General features: G+C 50.2%; 16 protein-coding genes. 7 read left to right on the forward strand and 9 right to left on the reverse strand.

The features are described from left to right. Window positions 1-114 precede the first annotated feature (114 nt). The gene (locus AC6I7T_RS17115; RefSeq protein WP_497788568.1) at window positions 115-2,046 is read right to left on the reverse strand and encodes a hypothetical protein; all 1,932 of its coding nucleotides are present in this window, start codon (window positions 2,044-2,046) and stop codon (window positions 115-117) included. A 652-nt stretch (window positions 2,047-2,698) separates the two neighbouring features. Between AC6I7T_RS17115 and AC6I7T_RS17120 the strand changes: the two genes are divergently transcribed. Then, window positions 2,699-4,057, forward strand: a complete 1,359-nt coding sequence (locus tag AC6I7T_RS17120) for an amidohydrolase (protein WP_497788569.1) — start codon at window positions 2,699-2,701, stop codon at window positions 4,055-4,057. Beyond that, on the forward strand, window positions 4,054-5,370 hold the full coding sequence (locus AC6I7T_RS17125; protein ID WP_497788570.1) for an amidohydrolase family protein: 1,317 nt from the start codon (window positions 4,054-4,056) through the stop codon (window positions 5,368-5,370). The genes AC6I7T_RS17120 and AC6I7T_RS17125 overlap by 4 nt, the downstream gene beginning before the upstream one ends. Window positions 5,371-5,463: 93 nt before the next feature. Here AC6I7T_RS17125 and AC6I7T_RS17130 read toward each other — a convergent pair whose 3' ends face one another. The 3 genes from AC6I7T_RS17130 to AC6I7T_RS17140 form a co-directional block, all read right to left on the reverse strand. Next, a complete protein-coding gene (locus tag AC6I7T_RS17130) occupies window positions 5,464-5,955 on the reverse strand; it encodes a nuclear transport factor 2 family protein (protein ID WP_497788571.1) in 492 nt (163 codons plus the stop codon). A 198-nt stretch (window positions 5,956-6,153) separates the two neighbouring features. Continuing rightward, window positions 6,154-6,441, reverse strand: a complete 288-nt coding sequence (locus AC6I7T_RS17135; protein WP_497788573.1) for a putative quinol monooxygenase — start codon at window positions 6,439-6,441, stop codon at window positions 6,154-6,156. Window positions 6,442-6,624: 183 nt separating this feature from the next. After that, a complete protein-coding gene (locus AC6I7T_RS17140; protein ID WP_497788574.1) occupies window positions 6,625-7,941 on the reverse strand; it encodes an adenylosuccinate synthase in 1,317 nt (438 codons plus the stop codon). 302 nt (window positions 7,942-8,243) lie between these two features. Here AC6I7T_RS17140 and AC6I7T_RS17145 point away from each other — a divergent pair, with 302 nt between their 5' ends. Together AC6I7T_RS17145 and AC6I7T_RS17150 are read left to right on the forward strand one after the other, a co-directional pair. Then, on the forward strand, window positions 8,244-9,086 hold the full coding sequence (locus tag AC6I7T_RS17145; RefSeq protein WP_497788576.1) for a DNA-formamidopyrimidine glycosylase: 843 nt from the start codon (window positions 8,244-8,246) through the stop codon (window positions 9,084-9,086). A gap of 1,720 nt (window positions 9,087-10,806) precedes the next feature. Further along, window positions 10,807-11,658: a response regulator gene (locus AC6I7T_RS17150; protein WP_497788577.1), complete on the forward strand. Its 852-nt coding sequence runs from the start codon at window positions 10,807-10,809 to the stop codon at window positions 11,656-11,658. A gap of 227 nt (window positions 11,659-11,885) precedes the next feature. Here AC6I7T_RS17150 and AC6I7T_RS17155 read toward each other — a convergent pair whose 3' ends face one another. The 5 genes from AC6I7T_RS17155 to AC6I7T_RS17175 all read right to left on the reverse strand — a co-directional run bounded on the left by AC6I7T_RS17155 (window position 11,886) and on the right by AC6I7T_RS17175 (window position 18,050). Next, the gene (locus AC6I7T_RS17155) at window positions 11,886-12,224 is read right to left on the reverse strand and encodes a histidine triad nucleotide-binding protein (protein ID WP_497788578.1); all 339 of its coding nucleotides are present in this window, start codon (window positions 12,222-12,224) and stop codon (window positions 11,886-11,888) included. A gap of 168 nt (window positions 12,225-12,392) precedes the next feature. Beyond that, on the reverse strand, window positions 12,393-13,952 hold the full coding sequence (locus AC6I7T_RS17160; protein WP_497788579.1) for an Hsp70 family protein: 1,560 nt from the start codon (window positions 13,950-13,952) through the stop codon (window positions 12,393-12,395). Between the two features lie 236 nt (window positions 13,953-14,188). Continuing rightward, window positions 14,189-15,088, reverse strand: coding sequence for an Fpg/Nei family DNA glycosylase (locus tag AC6I7T_RS17165; RefSeq protein WP_497788580.1), 900 nt, complete (start codon window positions 15,086-15,088; stop codon window positions 14,189-14,191). Between the two features lie 202 nt (window positions 15,089-15,290). Further along, complete coding sequence (locus AC6I7T_RS17170) at window positions 15,291-17,381, reverse strand: phosphocholine-specific phospholipase C (RefSeq protein ID WP_497788582.1); 2,091 nt, start codon at window positions 17,379-17,381, stop codon at window positions 15,291-15,293. Window positions 17,382-17,633: 252 nt separating this feature from the next. Further along, window positions 17,634-18,050 (reverse strand): VOC family protein, encoded by a 417-nt coding sequence (locus tag AC6I7T_RS17175; protein ID WP_497788583.1) that lies wholly within the window; start codon window positions 18,048-18,050, stop codon window positions 17,634-17,636. 249 nt (window positions 18,051-18,299) lie between these two features. Between AC6I7T_RS17175 and AC6I7T_RS17180 the strand changes: the two genes are divergently transcribed. The 3 genes from AC6I7T_RS17180 (at window position 18,300) to AC6I7T_RS17190 (ending at window position 20,897) form a co-directional block, all read left to right on the forward strand. After that, window positions 18,300-18,890 (forward strand): HD domain-containing protein, encoded by a 591-nt coding sequence (locus tag AC6I7T_RS17180; protein ID WP_497788585.1) that lies wholly within the window; start codon window positions 18,300-18,302, stop codon window positions 18,888-18,890. Window positions 18,891-19,065: 175 nt separating this feature from the next. Further along, window positions 19,066-19,614: an NADPH-dependent FMN reductase gene (locus AC6I7T_RS17185; protein ID WP_497788586.1), complete on the forward strand. Its 549-nt coding sequence runs from the start codon at window positions 19,066-19,068 to the stop codon at window positions 19,612-19,614. Window positions 19,615-19,940: 326 nt separating this feature from the next. Continuing rightward, window positions 19,941-20,897, forward strand: a complete 957-nt coding sequence (locus tag AC6I7T_RS17190; protein ID WP_497788587.1) for a tetratricopeptide repeat protein — start codon at window positions 19,941-19,943, stop codon at window positions 20,895-20,897. The last annotated feature ends 44 nt before the right edge of the window (window positions 20,898-20,941 follow it).

Consider the following 20,941-nt stretch of genomic DNA (forward strand, 5'->3'; position numbering starts at 1 on the left):
TGCGAGCATTTTGGTGCGAGTTCATTTTGATCTGCAATACGCATTTAGTGCTTTTCAACAAGTTTCCGGACTCCTTTGTGATTAACACCCTACCTTGAAGCCGAGATAAACAGCTCATCTCAAGCGGAGAATATCGGCTGCGCTGCAATAGATGTCCTCCCAATGCAACAACAGCCGTCCATACATCCAGATACACCATTGGGCCTTCGCCAGCGCTTCTTCGTCAGATCCATATATTTCTGAGAGCCTAGTAGGGACAATACTTCGGTTACCCAATATTGAGGTTCTCACGTCCTTGCTGATCTGCCGGATATCATCCAGCCATTTCTGATCGCAGGGGTAACTGTGCGCCATAAGGCCATCTAGGTAAGACAAAAGGGTAAGGCGTGATTGCACGTACAGCCCTTGTAGCAGCGATCTAAAGGACGCCATTGATATGGAACCGAGAGATACGAGTTGCTCCCCGACGCATTTCAGAGCTTGGTTCAGGTTGGGATGATCACTACATGAAATAGACCCCACGCATAGTTGTAAGACATCTGTCAGTTGAAGTTCGCACACGCGTCCGGCTAGGCGTCCGTCATATTTGCGTGTTGGCTCGGATTGGTGCGTGATTGCAAATGGAATATGTCCGATTAACGCACCTTGGTCAGATAGGCTGTAGAGGTACGCAAATGCACCGTCTAGATTCCTGCCTAGCGGAAAGAATGGTGGCTGAAGTCGGGTGTTATTAATCCCAAATGACATTGCTTGGAATATCGAACGACGGCTGATTGTTGGTTCAGGAACGAGGCGTAAGACTTCTCTCACCGTGTTTGCTGTGTGATATGACGTCGGGCTGCTATACATACGATGTATGGTTTCTGCCGGGGCGTACGCGACAATGCCAAACAATGAACTTGTCCCGGGATCGCCGCTCATCCCCGTAACCGTCAGATCGATCCGAGTTTCCGGTGCCTGGGGCCCTAAGAGTGTGTGCGGGTTGATCTCACCCCAGACGACAGAATCATTATTGAGTAACAGGTGTGGTAGATGTTTCCCAAGCATCTGTTCGTGAATTCCAAACGAGTCGACACTTGAGGAAGGGGGAAAGCACTCCACATTACTCTGATGATCGGCAAAGAAGTATGTTTGATAAGGATCAGCACTTGCAGAAATGGCCACACGACTGTTCGACATGTGGGCACTGACATAGGAACAAGAAGTGTCGTCGTCTGTCTGGAGTATGTATTGTCCCGCGGTCAGGAGCATAAGTGTATTACGTACACATCCTTCCGTTGTTAAGAGCTTCTGCGCGTCGAGAGCGAACTCTAGTACTTCAGGTGGAGCAGCGTCCTTGCTCAGCAACGTCGCTATTAATTGCTCTCGATCTCTATGGGCGACAAACTGAATAGGCGTTCCGCCCGAAATTCTAGACGCGGTTATGACATCGCGATTTCTGGACTCTGAAACCTCGTCCGCCGAATCGTCAATGACAAGAATCGCGGCATCGTTCCTACCGTGTGCGCACAAATTGTCAGAAAAGGATCTAACACACTGCGAAAGATATTCACTGCGTCCGCACGTTGGGATGCCTAGCGTCGTGATCCGGCAATTCGTTGAAGCTTGTGTGGAATGTATGATGTTTTGTTCCGATGTTACAACAGGAGCGACCAATCCCCGATCTATCAATGTCATCACTTCCGCAGAAAATGTCTTGTATAGGGGAAGATGATCATAGCGGGCTGTAGAGCCGATACCATTAGCACTCTTGGTGAGTGATGCTCCCCATTCAAGTACGCGTCCGAGGATAGAGCACTTGCTGGCTTTCAAGACGTTTAGGCGTTTGTGAATGGCACGTCTACAGAGAATGTCAAGCCAAGCATTGACAGATTTGGCCGTGGACATAACAGAAAGCAATTGCGCTTCGCTCTTTTTAATAGGTATAGCGGCTCCGTCGGAATGCCGAACGCAGACGAAGTAATCATCTGTACCGTAGATGGAGCATGGAACCCTACAGACCAGTGCATTACCTAGAGCATCTGACCTACTTGTTGTCTCTACCATCGCGAACTCACGGTCTGGTTGCGAACAGTTGTTCTCGCTGTTACTGGTAAGATATCCATATCTTGTTAACTAGCAGAACGCTGAAAATGTTTTCAAACTAAAATCTGGGAAATATTAGCGCACCATTTCATAGGCGTCAAATTCCATTTTTTTGACACAAAATGAGCCTGAAGGCAGGGAATGACTCAAATGCAAGATGAGCATGTAGCTGGTGTGATCATGTTTGAGTTTGAACGTCAGCTTGTACCAAGCCGAACGAATAAATCGGGAGTCGATTTGCAGTTTCCTTAAGGGCAGCGAGGAGATAGGTTTCAGAATCGGAATTAGGAGCAGCATTGTGCTTGGAGTAAGTGTTGGCTCAACAAGTTTCCTGCTGACCTATTCAATATATGAAGTCGGCCGCTGACCCGCCCGGGTTGCGGGTATGGGGATCCTCGTCAGGACGACCTGCTGTGCGGCAAACATGCTTAGCATGTCTCGTCATGATCATGTGGTCGGCTCCTTGCGGCGGATCGTACTCTGATCAGTCAGTCCACCGTAGTTAGCAAATTGCAGCCAGCTGTCACGATGAACCCCGAAATGCTGTAGCATCCCCTTTATAAGTCGTAGTTGACGTTTTGGATCGGCAATTCTTCTGGAGGCAGATCGAAACATGATAATGGCACAAGACGCCCGACAACCGGTCGGTCGAGTGATTACTTCTGTCCTTGTTCTAGCGACCATATGCTTAAGTGGTTCCATATCGGTTGCACAGAAGCCGGCTAAGGACTTCGTTATTCGCAATGCGACGGTAATGACGGCAAGTCACGGCACAATCGAGCATGGCAGTGTTTGGGTTCACGAAGGGAAAATCGCCGGTGTAGGAGCTACGGTAAATGCACCCTCGGATGCAATAACTATTGATGGTGCGGGTAAATATCTGACTCCGGGAATTATCGATCCGCACTCTCACTCGGCGCTGGATAGTGACATCAATGAAGCCACAAGTCCGATCACGCCAAGCATGATGATGATCGATGCCTTCGATAATCGCGACAAGGCTCTTTATCAGGCCCTTGCCGGAGGGGTTACCACAGAGCTGCTATTACATGGATCGGCGAATATGATCGGTGGTCAGGCTGTGGTGATCAAGAATAAGTTTGGCCTAAGCCGCGATGAGATGCTGTTCCCCAATGCGCCACGCTCGATCAAATTTGCCAGTGGGGAAAATCCCAAACGGGTTTATGGCGGAAAAGATCAGCTGCCGTCGACACGTATGGGGAACTTCGAGGTAATGCGTCAATCGTTTGAAGATGCCAAGGCCTATATGGCTTCCTGGGACGATTACAACGCAAAGGTGGCGAAGGGTGACAAAGCAGCGGTTGCTCCGAAGAAGGATCTGAAGCTGGAAGCACTAGCAGACGTTCTGCGCGGCAAGCTCTATGTTCAGATCCACTGCTACCGAGCGGATGAATTCCTTACGGAAGAAGAAATCGCTCACCAGTATGGATACAAAATCCGGGCCTTCCACCATGCTCTTGAGATGTATAAGGTAGCCGACAAAATCGCCCCGGAAAATACCGCGATTGCCACCTTTGCTGATTGGTGGGGATATAAAGACGAAGCCTGGGATGCTATTCCCTGGAATGCAGTAATGAGCATGCGCAAAGGTGTCCGGGTGGCACTCAAGAGTGATTCCAACGATCATATCCGTCGTCTGAATCAAGAAGCCGGAAAGATGATGAATTACGGCGGTGCAACGGAAGAAGAAGCGCTCCGTATGATCACTATCAATCCTGCATGGATCATCGGCGTCGAAGATCGTGTCGGTTCCATCGACGTCGGAAAGGACGCGGACTTGGTGATCTGGAATGCAGATCCCCTCTCTACTTATGCGCGTGCGGAGAAGGTGTATATCGACGGAGACCTCTTCTTTGATGTGAGTCAGCCAGGGATGGGAACAACCCATTTCAACGGCGTAATGCATGATGGTGGCGGTTTTGGAGGAGAAGAGCAGGAGGGAAAACGATGAATAAGAGCCTTGTTTCCGCAATTGCGCTGTTAGTGTTTTCCACCTGGAGTTTGGCTCAGAAGAGTGAAGGTACGCAGGGAACAGCGAACAGCTCCTCTCAGAGTTCAAAGACTATTGCCCTGACTGGTGGCAAGCTATTGACCATCACGCATGGAGTCATGGAAAACGGTGTTTTGGTCATCTCCGGAGGTAAGATCTCTGCGGTTGGTTCTGCGGAGAGTGTAAAGATTCCGCCACAGGCTCAGGTCATCGATGTAAAAGGGATGACAGTCTACCCCGGTTTGATCGACTCGGAGACGCATCTAGGTTTGGTTGAGATCGAGGCGGACAAATACAGTACAGATTTGGTTGAGACTTCGAGCGAAATCATGCCTCACATGCATGTTTACGACGCCTTCCATGCCGAGAGTGAACGTATCCCCGTTTCTCGAATTAACGGAATCACGAATGCTATTGTTGCTCCCGATTCGCAAGATACGCTGCCGGGTCAGGATATCTTTATCCAACTTGCAGGACGTAATCGCGACGAAATGATTTTGAAACGCGATATTGCTCTGCCACTGAACTTCGGTGCAGATCAGCGCCGGCGCGACGGGGGCTTTGGGTCCTGGCATTTTCCTTCAACCCGCATGGGGTTGGCTACGGAGCTTCGGCAGACCTTCCTCGATACGCAGCACTATATGGCTGAGGCTGAAGCGGCACAGAAGAAGAACGATAAGAACTTCAAACGCGATCTGAAGTTTGAAGCATTGATTCCTTATCTGAAGGGCGAACGCCCTGTGGTGCTTGGTGCTTATGAAAGCCACGATGTCGAGACGGCAATGGAGTTGGCTCGCGAGTTCCATCTCAAGGTGGTTCTCAATCGTGTAACCCACGCGCAAGACATTATGGACGAGATTGCTGCCTATAAAGTGCCGGTAGTCTTTGGCTCCATCTACGATTTCCCTCAGGCAAATGAACGTTACGATGCTGTCTATTCCATGCCTGCCGAACTCGTCAAAAGGGGAGTGAAGCTTGCTTTTTCCTCCTCCGATGCGCAGTTCTATCGGAACCTGCCTTACGAGGCTGGATATGCAGTGGCGTATGGTTTGCCGTATGACGAAGCCTTGAAGGCGATAACGTTGAACCCTGCGGAAATATGGGGAGTAGCAGATCAGCTAGGTTCTCTTGATGTAGGGAAGATGGCGAATATTGTTGTGGCAAACGGTGACCCGCTGGATGTCAGGACCTCGGTGAAACAGGTGTACATCCAGGGAAATCCGATTCCCATGGAATCGCGCCAGACAAAACTGCGCGACGAATATAGCAAATAATTAACGGGACTATAAAACCAAGGTGAAAATTAGTGCAGCCGCTCTTTGCAGAATCGACGAGGGCGGCTGTTTTACATCATGGTGGAATCTGCCCTAATGGGGGTCTCGATCGTTGGGGTCGCGAATACGGCTTGTCTCGAAACTGACGATCTTCCACTGCCCGGTGCTATTGCGGTTGTAAACCCGCGTATAGCGGAAGCGGTCTTTGATTTCCTGATCGTCTTTCTTTAATGTCACATCGGCGCGCGACGTAACCACTGCCGTGTTTCCGTAGATGCGGATTTTGCGATCGCTTATTTCCAGATTGAGAATTTGCCGCTTGCCTTCTTTATAGGCTGCCAGGGATTGCGTCTTCGTCTGGATCATTCCGCTGGCGGTAATGGCTGTATAGTCGTCGGCCAATAACCTTTCCATGACTACGACATCGTTGGTCAGAACTGCCTGCCGCCACTGATCTTCCAAAGCTTCGATTTGCTGCTGGATCTTGTGCTTTGGTCCCCGTGCCAACTTGTGAGGCAAAACCACATTGGCATGAAGACACGGAGTATCCAGCAGGAGGGCAAACAGAAGAAGAGCTGCTGCCATCCGTGAGCGAACGTCTTTCAGGCCTCTGTAGGACATGCGTGTAGGGATGGTAGACCCGGTAGCGTTTCTACGTCAAAAAGAAACACTGAGCAGCATGGATTTGAGGTTGAATGCCTAAAAGGACTCAGTCAAATGGCTGAAGGGGAATTCGTGGGTTATGACTTTGGGCAGGTAGTGGATGCCGACAGCGGAAAGCTGCTAGGCAACCACCGTCAGATTTTCCACGGAACGCTCGCGCATCAATTGATAAAGGCCGCCAACGGCGTATTTCTTGAAATGCTCAGATGCTCGATGTACTTCTAGAGCAGCATGGTCCTGATAGCACTCGTAAATGACCGCAATGCTGGGATCATCTTCCACAAAATGTGTGTGGTAATTGACGCAACCGGGCTCCTGGCGGGAGGCTGCCCCTAAATCGCGGAGGAGCTCCGTAACTTTTGGACGGTCTTCATCAGTGAACTTCATTCTCACGATAAAACTGAGCATTCTTGCCCTTTCAGGATCCAGCTTTTGCTGTAGTTCAAAATCGAACGTAAAACTCTATTGGACGTAATTCAGAGAGAAGCAATGTTATTGGATAGAAAAATTGCCAGGAGGAATTTATCTACTCCAATACCGGAAGAAAGAACGAACTGGGCAAAGAAGTTTTTCTTCGCCCAGCCCAGGGATCTAGGCACTTAAGCTAGCAAGTGCCTTTTCAAAGTCTGGCAGTACCATCGTCTGCTCGCGATCAGGACCAGTCGAAACCATACCGATGCGTGCTCCGCTTTCCTTCTCCTGGAAGAGGAGGTATTCCTGCGCAAGCTTCGGTAGCTTATCGAAATCGCGAATGCCTTCGGTGGATTGCTTCCAACCCTTCAGCTTCGTATAGTGCGGCTTAATGGATTCGAGTCCATGGACATCGGCTGGAACGACATCCGTAACTTTTCCGTTGATCTCATAACCAACGCAAACCGGGATCTCATCCAATTCATCCAGAACGTCGAGCTTAGTAACAACCAGCCACTCCGTACCGTTTACCTGATTGGAATACCGCAGCAGAGGCATATCCAGCCAGCCGCAACGGCGGGGACGGCCGGTTACAGCGCCATATTCCTGTCCACGGGCACGAAGCAGGTCGCCGGAAGCATCATGAATCTCTGTCGGGAACGGACCTTCGCCTACACGGGTGACATAAGCCTTGGTTACGCCAATAACTGTTCCGATTGCGGTCGGGCCAACGCCTGTCCCGGTTGAAGCTCCACCGGCAGTTGCAGAAGAAGAGGTCACAAAAGGATAGGTTCCATGATCGATATCCAGCATGGTCCCCTGAGCCCCTTCAAACATCACACTGCCACCCTTCCGGATCGTGGTATTCAGAAGCACGGAGGTGTCGGTGACAAATGGCGCAACCTGCTCGGCGGCCTTCGCATATTCCTCGAACATCTTGGCCGGATCCAGCGGATCGGTGCCAAAGAGGGCATGGGCAATCGCATTCTTTTCGCCGCAGGCATTCTCGATATGACTCTTCAGAATTCCAGGGTTCAGAAGATCGGTGACGCGCAGACCGCTGCGAGCCATCTTGTCTTCATATGCTGGTCCGATTCCACGGCTGGTGGTGCCAATCTTCTTCCGTCCGGGTGCACTTTCGGCTGCCAGTTCAATCATCCGATGGTAAGGAAGGATGACCTGTGCCCGGTTGGATACAAAAAGTTGTTGGTCGATGTTGACGCCAAGTTCGCGCAGGCGACCGACCTCTTTCAGAAAGGCAAGCGGGTCGAGGACGACACCGTTGCCGATGACGGCCTTGCAATCCGGCCGCAGTACGCCACAAGGAACCAGTTGAAGGACAAATTTCTGTCCGCCAATGATAACCGTGTGTCCGGCGTTGTGGCCGCCAGCGTAACGGGCAACAACGGAGAACCGCTCAGAAAGAACGTCTACGATCTTGCCTTTACCTTCATCGCCCCATTGGGCGCCCAAAACTACTGCTGTCTTTGCACGCATGTTTTGATCTAAAGTCCGGATTGGAAACTTGACACACGTCCACTCTTCACAGCTAAAACTTCAAAACAGATTCTGCTGGGAGAGCGCGGCGGGCGATTCCTTGAAGAGCGCACACGCTGGTGTCACATCTTTGATCATATACCGACTAGGGGCTCCATAGAGCTCTCACCTTCGGGTCCTACCATATTAAGAAGAAGGAAGGATTTGGCGATCTCAACAGCCGGAAAGATATGAAAAATGGGAATACTTCCAGGAGCGCAGCCCATCTATTTCAGTGAAAAAATAAATGAGATAGGAGCTCCATGCCCGAACTGCCGGAAGTAGAAACTATCGCCGCCGGAGTGAACGAACGTATTCAGGGAGAACGAATCAAGTCTGTAGAACTTGGCAATAAGAAGGAATCCTTCCGGACTTCAGCCGAAGAGATGGCTGCGGGGCTTACCGGAAAGCGCATTCTTCGCGTCTACCGGATTGGAAAACACATCGTCTTTGACCTGGCGGAAGGTCGATCGAAGTCTCCAGGGGCTCAGTGGATTGTTCACCTGGGGATGACAGGCCGCCTTCTGGTTGCTTCGTCGGAGGTTCCGGTTCCTCTGCATACCCATGCTGTGCTGCATCTCAGCTCCGGGCGGGAGCTTCGTTTTGTCGATCCCCGCCGCTTTGGCCGGCTCTCCTTCCTGGATTTGGGCGATGGCCGGGATTCGAAAAAGTCCCCCTTCCAAGGCCCTGGTCGCGAACCACTTACGATCAGCACGGAAGACTTCCTGAAGCTTTTTAAAGGCAGGAAGTTGCCAATCAAGGCGGCACTCCTGAATCAGAAGCTTCTTCATGGCGTGGGCAATATCTATGCCGATGAAAGCCTCTTCCGGGCAGGAATTCGCCCGGCTAAAATCGCAGGCAAACTGACCCACGCCGAGTTGGAGCGGCTTCATAAGGCGTTGCAGAAGGTACTACAGGAAGCCATATCTCTTGGCGGTTCTTCAGTATCTGATTATGTGGATGCGGACGGAGCTAAGGGGTTCTTCCAGCTCGAACACCGTGTCTACCTGCGAACTGGACTGCCGTGCCGCGCCTGTGAGACTCCCATTAAGAGAATTCTGATTGGCAGCCGGGGAACCCACTACTGTCCTAAGTGCCAGCATTAAAATGGCTTAACTGGTAGTAGGCGACTTTCGACATTTTTTACTGCCCCATCTCGGGGCATGCGTCAATTGGTTCTAGATTTTGGAGTTGTGTATGCTTTCCAATTTTCAAAAATATGGATTTATGAAGTATGGCATTCAACCTCCTATTAGATTCAGAAGAATGGCCAAGAGCTTGAATGCTATCTTGTTGATTCTATTGACATGTTGAAAAGGCACGCAGATTGCTATATGTCATAGTGCCAGTGATGCACAGGCTCGCCAAGATGAGCCGTGCAGAGAGAATCCTCAATATAGAGCGAAGCCGAAAGAGAGCTTCAGCCGACCAGGATTCAGGTTCTGATAGAAAAGAACCACTCTTTATGGGAGGCCAGTGATGGCCATCTAGCCAAAGGAAAGAAGATAAGGGCCGCCTGAGGGCGGCTCTAGTCGTTTAGGCCAGAAAGTTTCTTCTGACTATCAGCGATTGCAACGTAAACCCCTTTTCCTCAAGTCAAGAATTCTCAACACTTTTGTCGGCTTGCCGCATCTCATGTTTGTGGAGAGCTAACAGCAGCTCGGAATGCTTCAGTGCGGTATTACGATTCTTGCCTTTTGCCATCAAGACTGAAGTCTTTAAAGCTCATCCCGGAAAACAGACCTGAATCCCACAAATAGATCGGACGATTTCCCTAACATTTTCAGCTTCAATGCAATCAGCTAGTCATCTCCAAGTAGGTGTCCCCTGCTGGAGAGCACAGAAGTAATTGTATCTGTTATTGATACTATTTCGAGTTATCCCAATTTGACTTGTAGCTGTAACTAAAGTTCTCCTTTGTTTGGATGTGGAATACTCTGCTGTACGAGTAGTTTTGTGAGATAAAGCACGTTCCGTCTTTGTAAGCTCTGCGGCATGCGAATGCTCCTGCTTGGAAGCATCAAGAATGGTTCATGCGAAGAGTTTCCGTTATTGGTATTCGGCATTTGCATATCGAACCAAGAGAGATGTTGTGTCCCCAATCTTTTTGAAGTGCTTGGTTTTGAACAGGGGAGAGCATTTATAAAGGATGTGTCCAAAACATGGAATATTCTTTGCCTTCAAAAAACTTGAAGGTCCTTGGCATCGTCTAGAAAGTATGCCCGAAATCGGACAGGGTTAGAGAGAGGCAAAGATTGCTGTACAGAGTGTCGAGATTTTAACGAGCAGCTGGTGTACAAAAGCGGGCTCCATTTCATTTTGAGAAGCATCTATTATTTTGGGATTAATTGAAGCCAGAAAGAGAAGAAGACTTGCCAGTATTTCTGGTTCCTTGTACTATCAGATTTGCCTATCGAGCAGCTGATGCCAAGCGTTTGGAAGAATGTGTGTGCTCGCTGCGAATCTCGAGAGTCATATATCAAGAGTTCTGCTCCTGAATTTGTGTCCGAAGTTCTGAGTCCTTCAGCTCGGGCGAAAGCAGATGTACTATAAGGCTCCTTTGAATCTTGAGCCAATTCCAGAAAAATGGAATGGGTACAAGCAAGGAATAAGAAAGTGAACAAGATAGTGGTTTGCTGCCGGGAACGAAAGATCGCAGGAAGAAGCCCCCAACAAACCGTAAGTCTATGACTTTAAATAATCAAATTCAGACTGCAAAAAGTGTTTCAACAAGAAGTCTGGCCGTCACAACAAGGTGATGAGGTCTCCCTCCTTGGCCATTCGAAAGAAGCTGCAATACGACCGTATGCACCAGGAAGTGCAAGCATGACAACAGAGCAAAACCAGCCTCAGGTGCCTCAAGCACCGATGGGGCCTGCCTCCCAGGGGCAGCAGCAAGCGCACCGCCGCAGGCGGCGCCGGCGCAAAGGTAAGAATAACGGGCAGCCCAATGCTCAAGCGAATGGACAGCCCTCGATGCAACAGCAAAAACCCTCTAACCGCCAGAAGAAACAGTCTCCGAAATTCTTCTCCAAAAATAATGGCGGTCCCCAAGCTGGAAACGGCCAAGGGAATCGTCGGAAGAATAAGCAGCGGCGACCACAGGTCTTTGTCGGTCCGATGGATCATAGCTATCGCATAGCGAATGGCAATATTGCTGATGCTCCTCCTTCTACAATCCAACTGCACAACAATGGTGGAAATGGCAACGGTTCCTTTTATGCCGAACCTTTACCAGCACAACCTGCGGCAGTGCGTGCGGATGCTCCGACCAGAATCTATTGCTTTATCGAAGATCTTTTCTTCTTGGCGAAGATTCAGGAGACGGCGAGAAAGCTGGGCGTCAAGGTGAGCTTTGTCAAAAACGACAAAGAATCGATTGCCAAGTTGACCACATCGCCCGAGGAAGAAAAGCCTGCGCTGATTGTTTTCGATTTGAACAATACGAATGCGAAACCGCTGACACTTATTCCTAAGATCAAGGCAAAGCTGAAGCGCGGTACCTCAGTAATTGGCTTCCTCTCTCATCTTCAAGGTGATCTGAAGATGAAGGCCGTCGAAGCTGGCTGCGACACCGTGATGCCAAGATCTGCCTTCTCTCAAAACTTACCTAACTTGCTACGACGTTACGGTATGGAAGAGGAAGAAGAGTTGGAATACCAGCCGGTTTCCGGTTGAGTGCATCCATGTGGGCTTTCTCACTTATCTAACTCGCTCCAGATATGTAAGTGGGAAGTGCCGCAGAATGGCAACGGATGTAGCCTTCTGTCGAAGGAAACTGGATCCTAAACAATTTTTTAGGTTGTGCAGGGCAAAGAGCTCAATGTTCCCAGCACGCAGGGTTGCTGTGTGCTGGGGAGTAGAGTTTCCATTAGTTTTCTAAACTCAATGCTTCTAAGTCTTGTTTAGCCGGGAGGCCAGTGCATGGCACGTCCACCTAACAGGTGCACGTGCAGGTGCGAAACGGTCTGTCCTCCATCCGCACCGGTGTTAATCACCGTTCGATAGCCCTTTGCCAAATTTTTCTGTTCGGCAATAGTGTTGGCTACCCAATGAAGATGACCGATGAGCTGTTTGTCGTCCGGACCGGATGCGCTGAGTGCTGCCAGATGTTTCTTAGGCACCACCAGAACATGCACCGGCGCCTTCGGATCAATGTCGGCAAAGGCATAGGCAAGGTCGTCTTCATAGACCTTGGTCGAAGGGATCGTGCCGGAGACGATCTTGCAAAAGAGACAATCCATGCTGCGAAGCTCCTCATGAGCAACTAAGGATTGCTTCACAGGTCTTGATTGGATCAAAAGATGTGAAGCGATCTCCTCTTCACAGGTCTATCACATACAGCTGCAAAGTGCTTCGCGGTGAAAATCTTTCCTGGCAGATAAGTGTCTATTTCCTCAAACGGTGATCACTTATTTCTTCTTCGAAGAACTGCCGTTTCGTGCAGTCTCCCACTGACCGATCCGGTATTCGCGTGTATATCCAGTAGCTTCGGTAGAAATGGTTACGAGCAGATTACCGCTGGAATCGCAAGTGTAGGTCTCCTGGGCGCGGAAGTTCTTCGGCGCCGAAAAGCGGTTCACCGGATAGCTTGCGAGATCAGGATGATTCTGCAAGTCCGGATCAAAGGGGAAATGAATCTCATCCCAATTGGTGATTTCACCCGTGGGCTGCCCATGTTGATTCAAATGGCTGCATTCAAGATAGCGGAAATGCCCGATATTATGTGCCGGGTGATAGCTATACGTTGTGCGCAGCAAAGGCTCGCCTGGTGCGGGTAGCTTGGCTCCTCGTGGAAAGATGAGATCGAAGATAATCGTGCCTCCTCCATCGCTTTCTCGCCAGAGACCGAAATTTTGCGTGAACTGTTCATGAAGGTTATCTGCATGGGCGCTGGCACGAATCGCCAGGCCGATAGCGCTGGCAGAGCGCATGTATGCGGAGCGCCGGACTCTTCTTCCGAAGTTCTCTCGCAAAATGCGCGCAACCGGCGGGAGTTCCGATCCTCCTCCCGTGACATACAAAGTATCGAGAGGGCGAGACGAGTGATTTTTCAGAAGGTCCTCAACCACTTCGCGAGTTGATTCGATGAGTGGTCTGCACTGTTCATAGTAAACATCTACCGGAATAGAAACTTCCTTCCAATTAGCATTTGCGCGCTCAAGATCGATTGTCACTTTGCGGGTGTTTGGATTGAGAGATTCCTTTTTCTCCCGGCACTCCTCCATCAGGTGGTGCTTTTCATAAGCAGTTAGCGACTTCTTTCTATCTTCGGAAATCCCGGCGGACTCCAAGGCAAGGTCGGCTAGAATCTGATCGAAGTCGTCACCTCCGAGAGTGGGGATACCCTCTGACGCAACAACGGTGTGCTCCGTATCTCCCAACGCAACTAACGAGACATCAAAGGTGCCACCTCCCAGGTCGTAAACAACCAATCCAGTGCCTGAGCGGGTCTTTCGTTCTGCACTGTTACGGTAAGCAAATTCGATTGCTGCAGCCGAAGGCTCATTCAGCAAGCCAAGAACTTCGAAACCAGCAGCTCGTGCAGCCTCTTCGGTAAGGAATCGCTGATTGCTATTCGCATTGGCGGGTACGCCCAGCATCACTTTCAACTGATCGGCACGGGTCGCACCCAGGTTGGAGTGTTCCATCAGCTGGGTAAATAGTGCACACATCATTTCCGCCAGCAGGATGCGCAACGGAATAGATTGTCCGTCGAGCTGCAGCTCTGTATTCGGACCGGCATCGCGGAGGAAGCGTTTAAGCGAACGCAACAGAGTCCAGCCTTCGTCGTCCTGAACTGCAAGTGCTTCCCATCCATACAAATGGGCGCTTCCCTTAACCGCAACCACGGGAGGAAACCAATCTCGAAGCTGGCCGTCAGGCGTTTCGAAGTTGATGAGTGGAAAGTTGCCTCGGTCGGAGGCTGCGACCACAATGCGGGTTGTTCCGAAATCGATCCCGATATTCATGAAGCAGTTGCCTCGTTGGAAGATATTCTGCTCACAGAGCGTTGCCTCGCCATCTCGGGTTCCGCAACTACGCTTTGGTGCAGGCTTTCCAATACAAGGATTCTAGAGCGAAATCAGCAGGGATGTGCCGTTTTCAAGGGGATCGTTCTACATGCGTCCTCAAGGTAGCAACCCATGCTCATAAGATTCCGGTATATACAGAGGGGAATCAATTCGGATACCTGCAGTAATTCGGGTCAGCGTCGCTTAAGCGTTTCCAATTCGTCCAGAGTTTTTGGCCAGTCTGCTCCCAGTAGTCTCGACAGACCGCGGTCTGCCAGAAGCTTTCCCTCTGTCTGACATTTTGCGCAGTAGTTTGTTTCGTTGTCTGCGTAGCGAATCCGCTGGATTTTCTCTCCACATCGTGGGCACAGTTCTCCATAGCGGCCGTGAACTGCCATGTCCTTCCGGAAGGCGGTGACCTTCTCAGGAAAATCTGCTTCGGCCTCTGTTCTCAGACGGTTGATCCAAAGCTCAAGAGTTTCTTTCGTCGCCGTAAAGAGGCGTTTCCATTCTTCCTGCCCAAGCTTACGTGTCAAGGTAATGGGTGATAATTGAGCGGCATGCAAGATCTCGTCGGAATATGCATTTCCAATACCGCTCAATAGACGCGGATCGGTAAGGGCACGCTTGAGAGTGCGGTTTTCGCTTGTAAGTACACTCCGGAAAGTCTCGAGATCGCTTGTGAATACATCGATACCGCCGGGATCAATGGAATGCAGCCCTTCTTCTCCGCTGAGAATATGCAAAGCAGCGCGCCGCTTGGAACCTGCTTCTGTGAGTAGAAGAGAGCCATTCGGGAAGTCGAGGGCGGCAAGAGCATTCTTCCCGGCAAGCCTTACCTCCGGCGGCTTCCAGTGTAGCCGCCCGGCAATCATCAGATGGAACACAGCCCAAAGGTCGTTATCCATTCCGATTGCAATACGTTTGCCTACTCGTCGTAATTCCCGTACTAAGTGGCCTTCCAGTGCTTGCGCCGGTGGTTGTGCGGTGCGAAGTAGAAATGCGCTGGCGATACGAACATGGATGAGCGGCTTACCCACGATCCGTGGTTCGAGCGCGCTGATGTAGGCGGCGATATCCGGCAGCTCCGGCATGGCTATCAGCTTGCATGGAATGAAGATGTTTTGCAACTGTCTGAGGGAGGTGTATTTCGATGGCCGACAACCTACACGGCCTCTCCCATCTCCAAGGGAGACAAGGCATGTTCTTCTGACGAAGAATAAAGCTTAAGGTGGCTCATAGCCCTGTTCATTTGAACTTAGCACCAGAGCCACCAGCATCTGTCATGAATCGCTCTTACTCTTTTGACGTCATACCGATTGCGGGATCGGTCATGCTGTCACAACCGGTTTCGATGTGTCCAGCGAGTTGTCGCTGAAAACTAGAATCAGCGTCATCCTTTATAACAAAGTCGTACCATCCGAAGGAGTGCTTCAGTTCCCACCTCTTCACGGTCTTCTCTCCTGGTCGTAGAGAAATTGCGATTGCTTTTCCGCTGTAGACGTTCAGAATTTCCAGACTGCTGATTGCTATGCCTCGATTATGGATGTGCAACGCAATTCCTTCGCACTCGCTTTCGTATTTGGTTTGAACTTCTACCGCAGATTTGTCTTTACCCGCGATGCTTCCCTGGAAAGCTCGGAAAAAGCCATTTGGGCCATAGACTGACAAGTCATAAGTCGATACGCCATTGACGGCAACATTCCAGTTATCCGAGACCTCACTGCGAGGTCCGACAGTATAGGTCCATGGGCCAGTGGAGCTATTGCCGGAGCGTACTTGGAATACGACTGCTACTTTTCCTGCATTTCCAAAGTGGATTCTAAAAGTACCATCTGAAACATGTGCGCTTCCGGAGACGTGTAGTTCGTAAGGCAGTGCACGTGCCGGACGAATGCCTTCTTCCTGTACGGGTAATGATTGTTCGGACGGAGGTGCCGGGGTGTAGTCCGGATGCCGATTATGATCGGGCGGGAGATAAGCTGACGTGCCGGGCAAAGAGAACTTTGCATTGTTGGGTGTCGCAAAATTAAGTGCCGATGTCAGGTCACCGCAAACGGCTCGACGCCAGGGTGTAATGTTCTTTTCCTTGAGTTCAGGATGGTTGATCTCAAAACGTCTTTCGATGAACTGAATCAACGAGGTGTGATCGAAGACCTGCGAGTTTACCCATCCTCCCTTGCTCCAAGGCGATACAACAAGCATCGGTACACGCACTCCTAAACCGTAAGGCCCACGTTCGTAAGAAGAATTTCCGGGAAAGATCTCATTGGTGGTATCGATTGTCGACAAACCCTCCGTCCTTGACTGTGGCGGTGTGGGAGGCACCATGTGATCGAAGAAGCCGTCGTTTTCGTCATAGGTGAGAAAAAGCACGGTCTTGCTCCAGGTCTCCGGCTTCGATGTCAAGATATCGAGAACCTGCGAGACATACCAGGCACCGTAATTAGCAGGCCAATTGGGATGTTCGGAATAGGCTTCCGGAGCGACAATCCACGAGACCTGTGGCAGACGGTTAGCTGCAACGTCCTGACGGAGGATGTCAAAGAGGGAGCCGGAGGTTTTTACATCTGTGCCTGTCTTTGCCTGCTCGTAGAGTGGAGAGCCAGGCTGCGCATTCTGATAGTTATGGAAGTAGAGTAACGAAGTGTCCCCATAGTTGCCGATATAAGGATCTTGCGTCCATCCCCACGAGCCATTCGCGTCGAGTCCGGTACCGATGTCCTGATAGATCTTCCAGGAGATGCCAGCCTTCTGTAGGCGCTCGGGAAAGGTTGACCAATCGTAGCCTGCCTCAGCATTGTCGACTACCGGACCGCCACCTTGTCCATCGTTGCCTACCCACCCTGTCCACATGTGATAGCGATTAGGATCTGTGGGACCCATCAATGAGCAGTAATAGGCGTCGCAGATTGTGAAGGCATCAGCCAAAGCGTAATGAAAGGGGATGTCCTTTCTCGTGAGATGCGCCATGGCGACCGGGCCTTTGTTGGGAATCCACTGATCGTAGTTACCGTTGTTCCACGCTCCATGTGTGGTTGCCCAATCGTGAGCGAGGTCTTCCAGAAATTGAAGTCCAAGGTCGGGTGCGGATGGATGAAAAGGCAGAACATAGCCTCCACCCTGGGGCTGGTACCAGACGGGATCTCCGGAAGGAAGCTTGATCGCACGAGGGTCTCCGAATCCCCGCACACCTTTAAGCATGCCAAAGTAGTGGTCGAAGGAACGGTTCTCCTGCATCAGGATGATGACGTGCTCTACATCAGCAATTGTTCCCGTACGATGATGCGCCGGAATTTCTAGCGCGCGGCTAATGCTTGCTGGAAAAAGGGAGGCTAGCGCTCCGCTGCTCAGGAGCTGAAGGAAGGTACGACGATCTGTAGTCATGGAAGCAAAACCTCAGGGGAAGATTTGGGGTAGAACCTTTGCTCGCAGCGAACATACCTCCCGACTGTTTCGGTTTTGTGAGGGAGAAGTTACAGTTACATAACTTGAAAATGTGTGATTAATTCTATGAATCACAGCCTTCCCTGCATTTTGATGATTCTGAGCCGATGCAGGGAAGGGAGGTGTGAAAGGTGCAAAAGCTTTGGCAACTTTCCAACGAAGGAAACTGTGCGTACCTATGTGAGAAATGTCCTAGGCTGGCCGTTCTTCGCAGTTCACCATCCATGGTGTGCCGTAGCGATCGACAAGCATGCCGAATCCAACGCTCCAAAATGTCTTCTGAAAGGGCATTGTGATATTTGCATCTTCTGAAAGCGCTTGAAAGATGCGTTCTGCATCCTTCAGATCCTTAATTCCCAACGTGACAGAGATTCCTTGCGCCTTTTGAAAATGTTCCGGCGGGCAATCTGTGCCCATGAGTTTTACTTGATCTCCCACCTTGAGGGATGAGTGAATAACCTTGTTCTTCCATTCCGGCGAGATTTGTTCTGCCATCGGCGTCTCGCTATATCTGAGAATGCACTCGACCTTTCCGCCGAGACACTGTTCGTAAAACTTGAAGGCCTCTTCACACCGGCCATCGAAGTTCAAATACGGATTTACCTGCATAGCTCCTCCTTCGGGGAATGAATGATTCAAAACAGAATCGTGCACGACGAACGTTACGAAAGGCATAAATCTTTAGTCAAAGCATTTTGCCGGTTTGTCCGATATCGTGCCAGAAGCTGTACAAACTTATATCGAACTCGAGCTGCCAGGATCGACAGCAAGCGCAAAAAAAATGAATTTCTTTTATGGCTGAAGCGGTCTGCCCAAATTGGCTGACGCAAGAGCAAGCGAAGTCATACACTGGAAGAGATGAAGTCTCGTTTTGAACAACAGCTCGCGTTTCTTCTTGAGATAGATAAGCTCAAGAGTATTCTTCGTCAGACACTTTTGATGAACGGCTCGCGTAGAGAGAACTCTGCAGAGCACTCCTGGCATATAGCCATCATGGCATCTCTACTTTCGGAGTATGCTTCCGAAGCCATCGATACGAATAGAGTGATCCGTATGCTCCTGGTTCATGATCTGGTGGAGATTGATGCGGGGGATACTTTCGCATATGACACCGTCGGGTATCAGGACAAGGAAGAGAGGGAGCTTCGCGCTGCCGAGCGCATCTTCGGACTGCTGCCGCAGGAACAGGGCTCGGAACTTAAGGCCTTGTGGTTGGAGTTTGAAGCGGCCACTACTCCGGAGTCGCAATTTGCTAATGCTTTGGACCGGTTACAACCGCTTCTGCATAATTGGCAGACTCAAGGCGGAACATGGCGCATGCACAAAGTAGGTAAATCTCAGGTTTATAAACGCATGGAGCCGGTGCGGAAATATCTGCCTGTCGCTTGGCCTCTGGTGTCATCGATCATTGAACAGGCCCGTGCTGCCGATTGGATTCCTTTGGACTAGGAATCGCCGGAGAAGGACTGATCATGTGATCTGATCGCATGCGGCTATACCGTTTTCATAAACGGTGTATCCTCCGGGAAGAATTTCAGCGTGGCGTTTCCGTCAACAAAAGTCGCTCTTGGTTTTCGTTTATCCAGGGAAAGTGTTCGTGAAAACGGTTTAGCATCCAACTCCTATGCATGTCCTCGCCATCTCGGGAAGTTTGCGCTCACAGTCCTCTAATACTTCTTTATTACGTGCTCTCGCTCTAGTGGCGCCTTCACGAATGAAATTTGCGATATGGGAGGAATTGAAGCAGATTCCTCCTTTCAATCCGGACGATGAGGTTGTGATTGCGGAGTCCAGCCCTGTTACTCGTTTTCGGGAGGCGATACGTGAAGCTGATGTAGTTCTCTTTTCTACTCCTGAGTATGCTCACGGAATTCCTGGAGTCCTAAAGAACGCTCTTGATTGGGTGGTAGGCAGCGGCGAGTTGTCAGGAAAGCCTGCCATCCTTGTAAACGCCTCTTCTCGCGGTGTATATGCGCAGGCGTCTTTGCGAGAGATTCTGAAGACTATGGATGCTCGCCTGCTGTCCGATTTTGAAATTACGCTGGAATTACTCGGAAAAGATCTGGAGCCCGAGGCGATTGCCAGGGACCTCAGCTATGCAACTCCACTAAATGCATTTCTCGAAGATTTAGCGAAGCTTCCTTGCAAGCTGGAATCCTCCGCGAATTGCTAACATCCGGAAAAGGCCGAATGATCGTTCTGCTCATGCTTCGCAGCTGGATATCTTTAGCTGTTCCCCAGTAAGTTCTGTGATATGGCCGGGCTACATAATCCTTTACAGATTTTTACCCTTCTTTACTGTCCATGAATGGACGCCTGCGTATACGCTGTCTTTCGATGATTGAGAGCAATTCAGTTCTATTTAGATTGCTAAATGGAACCGGACTCACTAAGCGTGCGTAAGTGCACATAAGCACTTAGTTGTGCCCTCAGCAGAAGATCGAGGGCATCGTTTTCTCCGAATCCTGAAAGAGATCGTTTGCAAAGGAGCAATAGGCCATGAGGAATGCCTGTCTTCTTTTATGCACGGTTATCTCTGTCTACACGAGACTTTGGGGACAAGCAGATGCACACCAACAACTACGCGAATCGTTGCATCTGGCACAGCAGGGGGAGTTTAACCGGGTTATCGATGAGATTCCAAAACTTCTTAACTCGAACAGTCTCGATCAAGCTGAAGTCGGGCAAGCCTGGACAGCTCTAGGCTTTGCCTATCGAGGGCGAGGCGATTTGATGCTCGCTCAGAGCGCTTATGAACATGCTCTCCAAGTTCTTTCACGAGATTCGAAATATGCCGAGGCCTATGCAATTGCTTTGGATAATTTCGCCGATCTTTATCGAGATATGGAACAGATGCAGGATGCTGAAGAGGTAGAGAAAAAGGCAATTGAAATATACGAGCAGCTCAATCGCCATGCCTCGCTAGCCAGCTGCTATTCCAATTTAGCCGGACTCGAACTCAGCCAGAATCGTCGGCATAAGATTCCTGACTATTTGTCTAGGGCTCTGCAGGAGGCAGCACTAGCTGGAACGATGGACGAGGACTTTTTTGCTTCAGTCGCTGAAAAACAGGGATGGCTGGATGAGGGAAGAGGTGATAAGAAGGAGGCCATTTACAACTACGAGCGCGCTCTGTATCTCTGGCGACATCAGCATGGAGAGGAACACATGTACACAGGGTGGGGATACATGATTTTAGGAAAGGCTTATGCTCATGCAGGTCAATACGACACGGGCCTTGCAGATATGCGCAAAGGTCTCGACATCATTGACAGAATAATGGGAAAGGACAATCCCAAGTATCTTGCCGGAGAAATTGCCTATTCTCGCATCCTAGATCAAGCCGGACAGCATCGTGAGGCCGTGCGCATCAAGAAGGAAGCACAACATGAATTGGAGACGCTATTCCGTAATCAATGTGTTGACTGCCGGATCAGCGCCTCCGCTCTCTACTAGGTATTGAGACGCATTGTTCAAGTATTTATTGGTGCAGGTAGCAG

This window comes from Humiphilus diazotrophicus, assembly GCF_059726315.1.

Coding starts and splice junctions, on each gene's coding strand:
- AC6I7T_RS17185 (WP_497788586.1), top strand. CDS start 19,066: ATGCATGTCCTCGCCATCTCGGGAAGTTTGCGCTCACAGTCCTCTAAT.
- AC6I7T_RS17170 (WP_497788582.1), bottom strand. CDS start 17,381: ATGACTACAGATCGTCGTACCTTCCTTCAGCTCCTGAGCAGCGGAGCG.
- AC6I7T_RS17150 (WP_497788577.1), top strand. CDS start 10,807: ATGACAACAGAGCAAAACCAGCCTCAGGTGCCTCAAGCACCGATGGGG.
- AC6I7T_RS17125 (WP_497788570.1), top strand. CDS start 4,054: ATGAATAAGAGCCTTGTTTCCGCAATTGCGCTGTTAGTGTTTTCCACC.
- AC6I7T_RS17165 (WP_497788580.1), bottom strand. CDS start 15,088: ATGCCGGAGCTGCCGGATATCGCCGCCTACATCAGCGCGCTCGAACCA.
- AC6I7T_RS17155 (WP_497788578.1), bottom strand. CDS start 12,224: ATGGATTGTCTCTTTTGCAAGATCGTCTCCGGCACGATCCCTTCGACC.
- AC6I7T_RS17120 (WP_497788569.1), top strand. CDS start 2,699: ATGATAATGGCACAAGACGCCCGACAACCGGTCGGTCGAGTGATTACT.
- AC6I7T_RS17190 (WP_497788587.1), top strand. CDS start 19,941: ATGAGGAATGCCTGTCTTCTTTTATGCACGGTTATCTCTGTCTACACG.
- AC6I7T_RS17145 (WP_497788576.1), top strand. CDS start 8,244: ATGCCCGAACTGCCGGAAGTAGAAACTATCGCCGCCGGAGTGAACGAA.
- AC6I7T_RS17130 (WP_497788571.1), bottom strand. CDS start 5,955: ATGGCAGCAGCTCTTCTTCTGTTTGCCCTCCTGCTGGATACTCCGTGT.
- AC6I7T_RS17140 (WP_497788574.1), bottom strand. CDS start 7,941: ATGCGTGCAAAGACAGCAGTAGTTTTGGGCGCCCAATGGGGCGATGAA.
- AC6I7T_RS17175 (WP_497788583.1), bottom strand. CDS start 18,050: ATGCAGGTAAATCCGTATTTGAACTTCGATGGCCGGTGTGAAGAGGCC.
- AC6I7T_RS17115 (WP_497788568.1), bottom strand. CDS start 2,046: ATGGTAGAGACAACAAGTAGGTCAGATGCTCTAGGTAATGCACTGGTC.
- AC6I7T_RS17135 (WP_497788573.1), bottom strand. CDS start 6,441: ATGCTCAGTTTTATCGTGAGAATGAAGTTCACTGATGAAGACCGTCCA.
- AC6I7T_RS17160 (WP_497788579.1), bottom strand. CDS start 13,952: ATGAATATCGGGATCGATTTCGGAACAACCCGCATTGTGGTCGCAGCC.
- AC6I7T_RS17180 (WP_497788585.1), top strand. CDS start 18,300: ATGAAGTCTCGTTTTGAACAACAGCTCGCGTTTCTTCTTGAGATAGAT.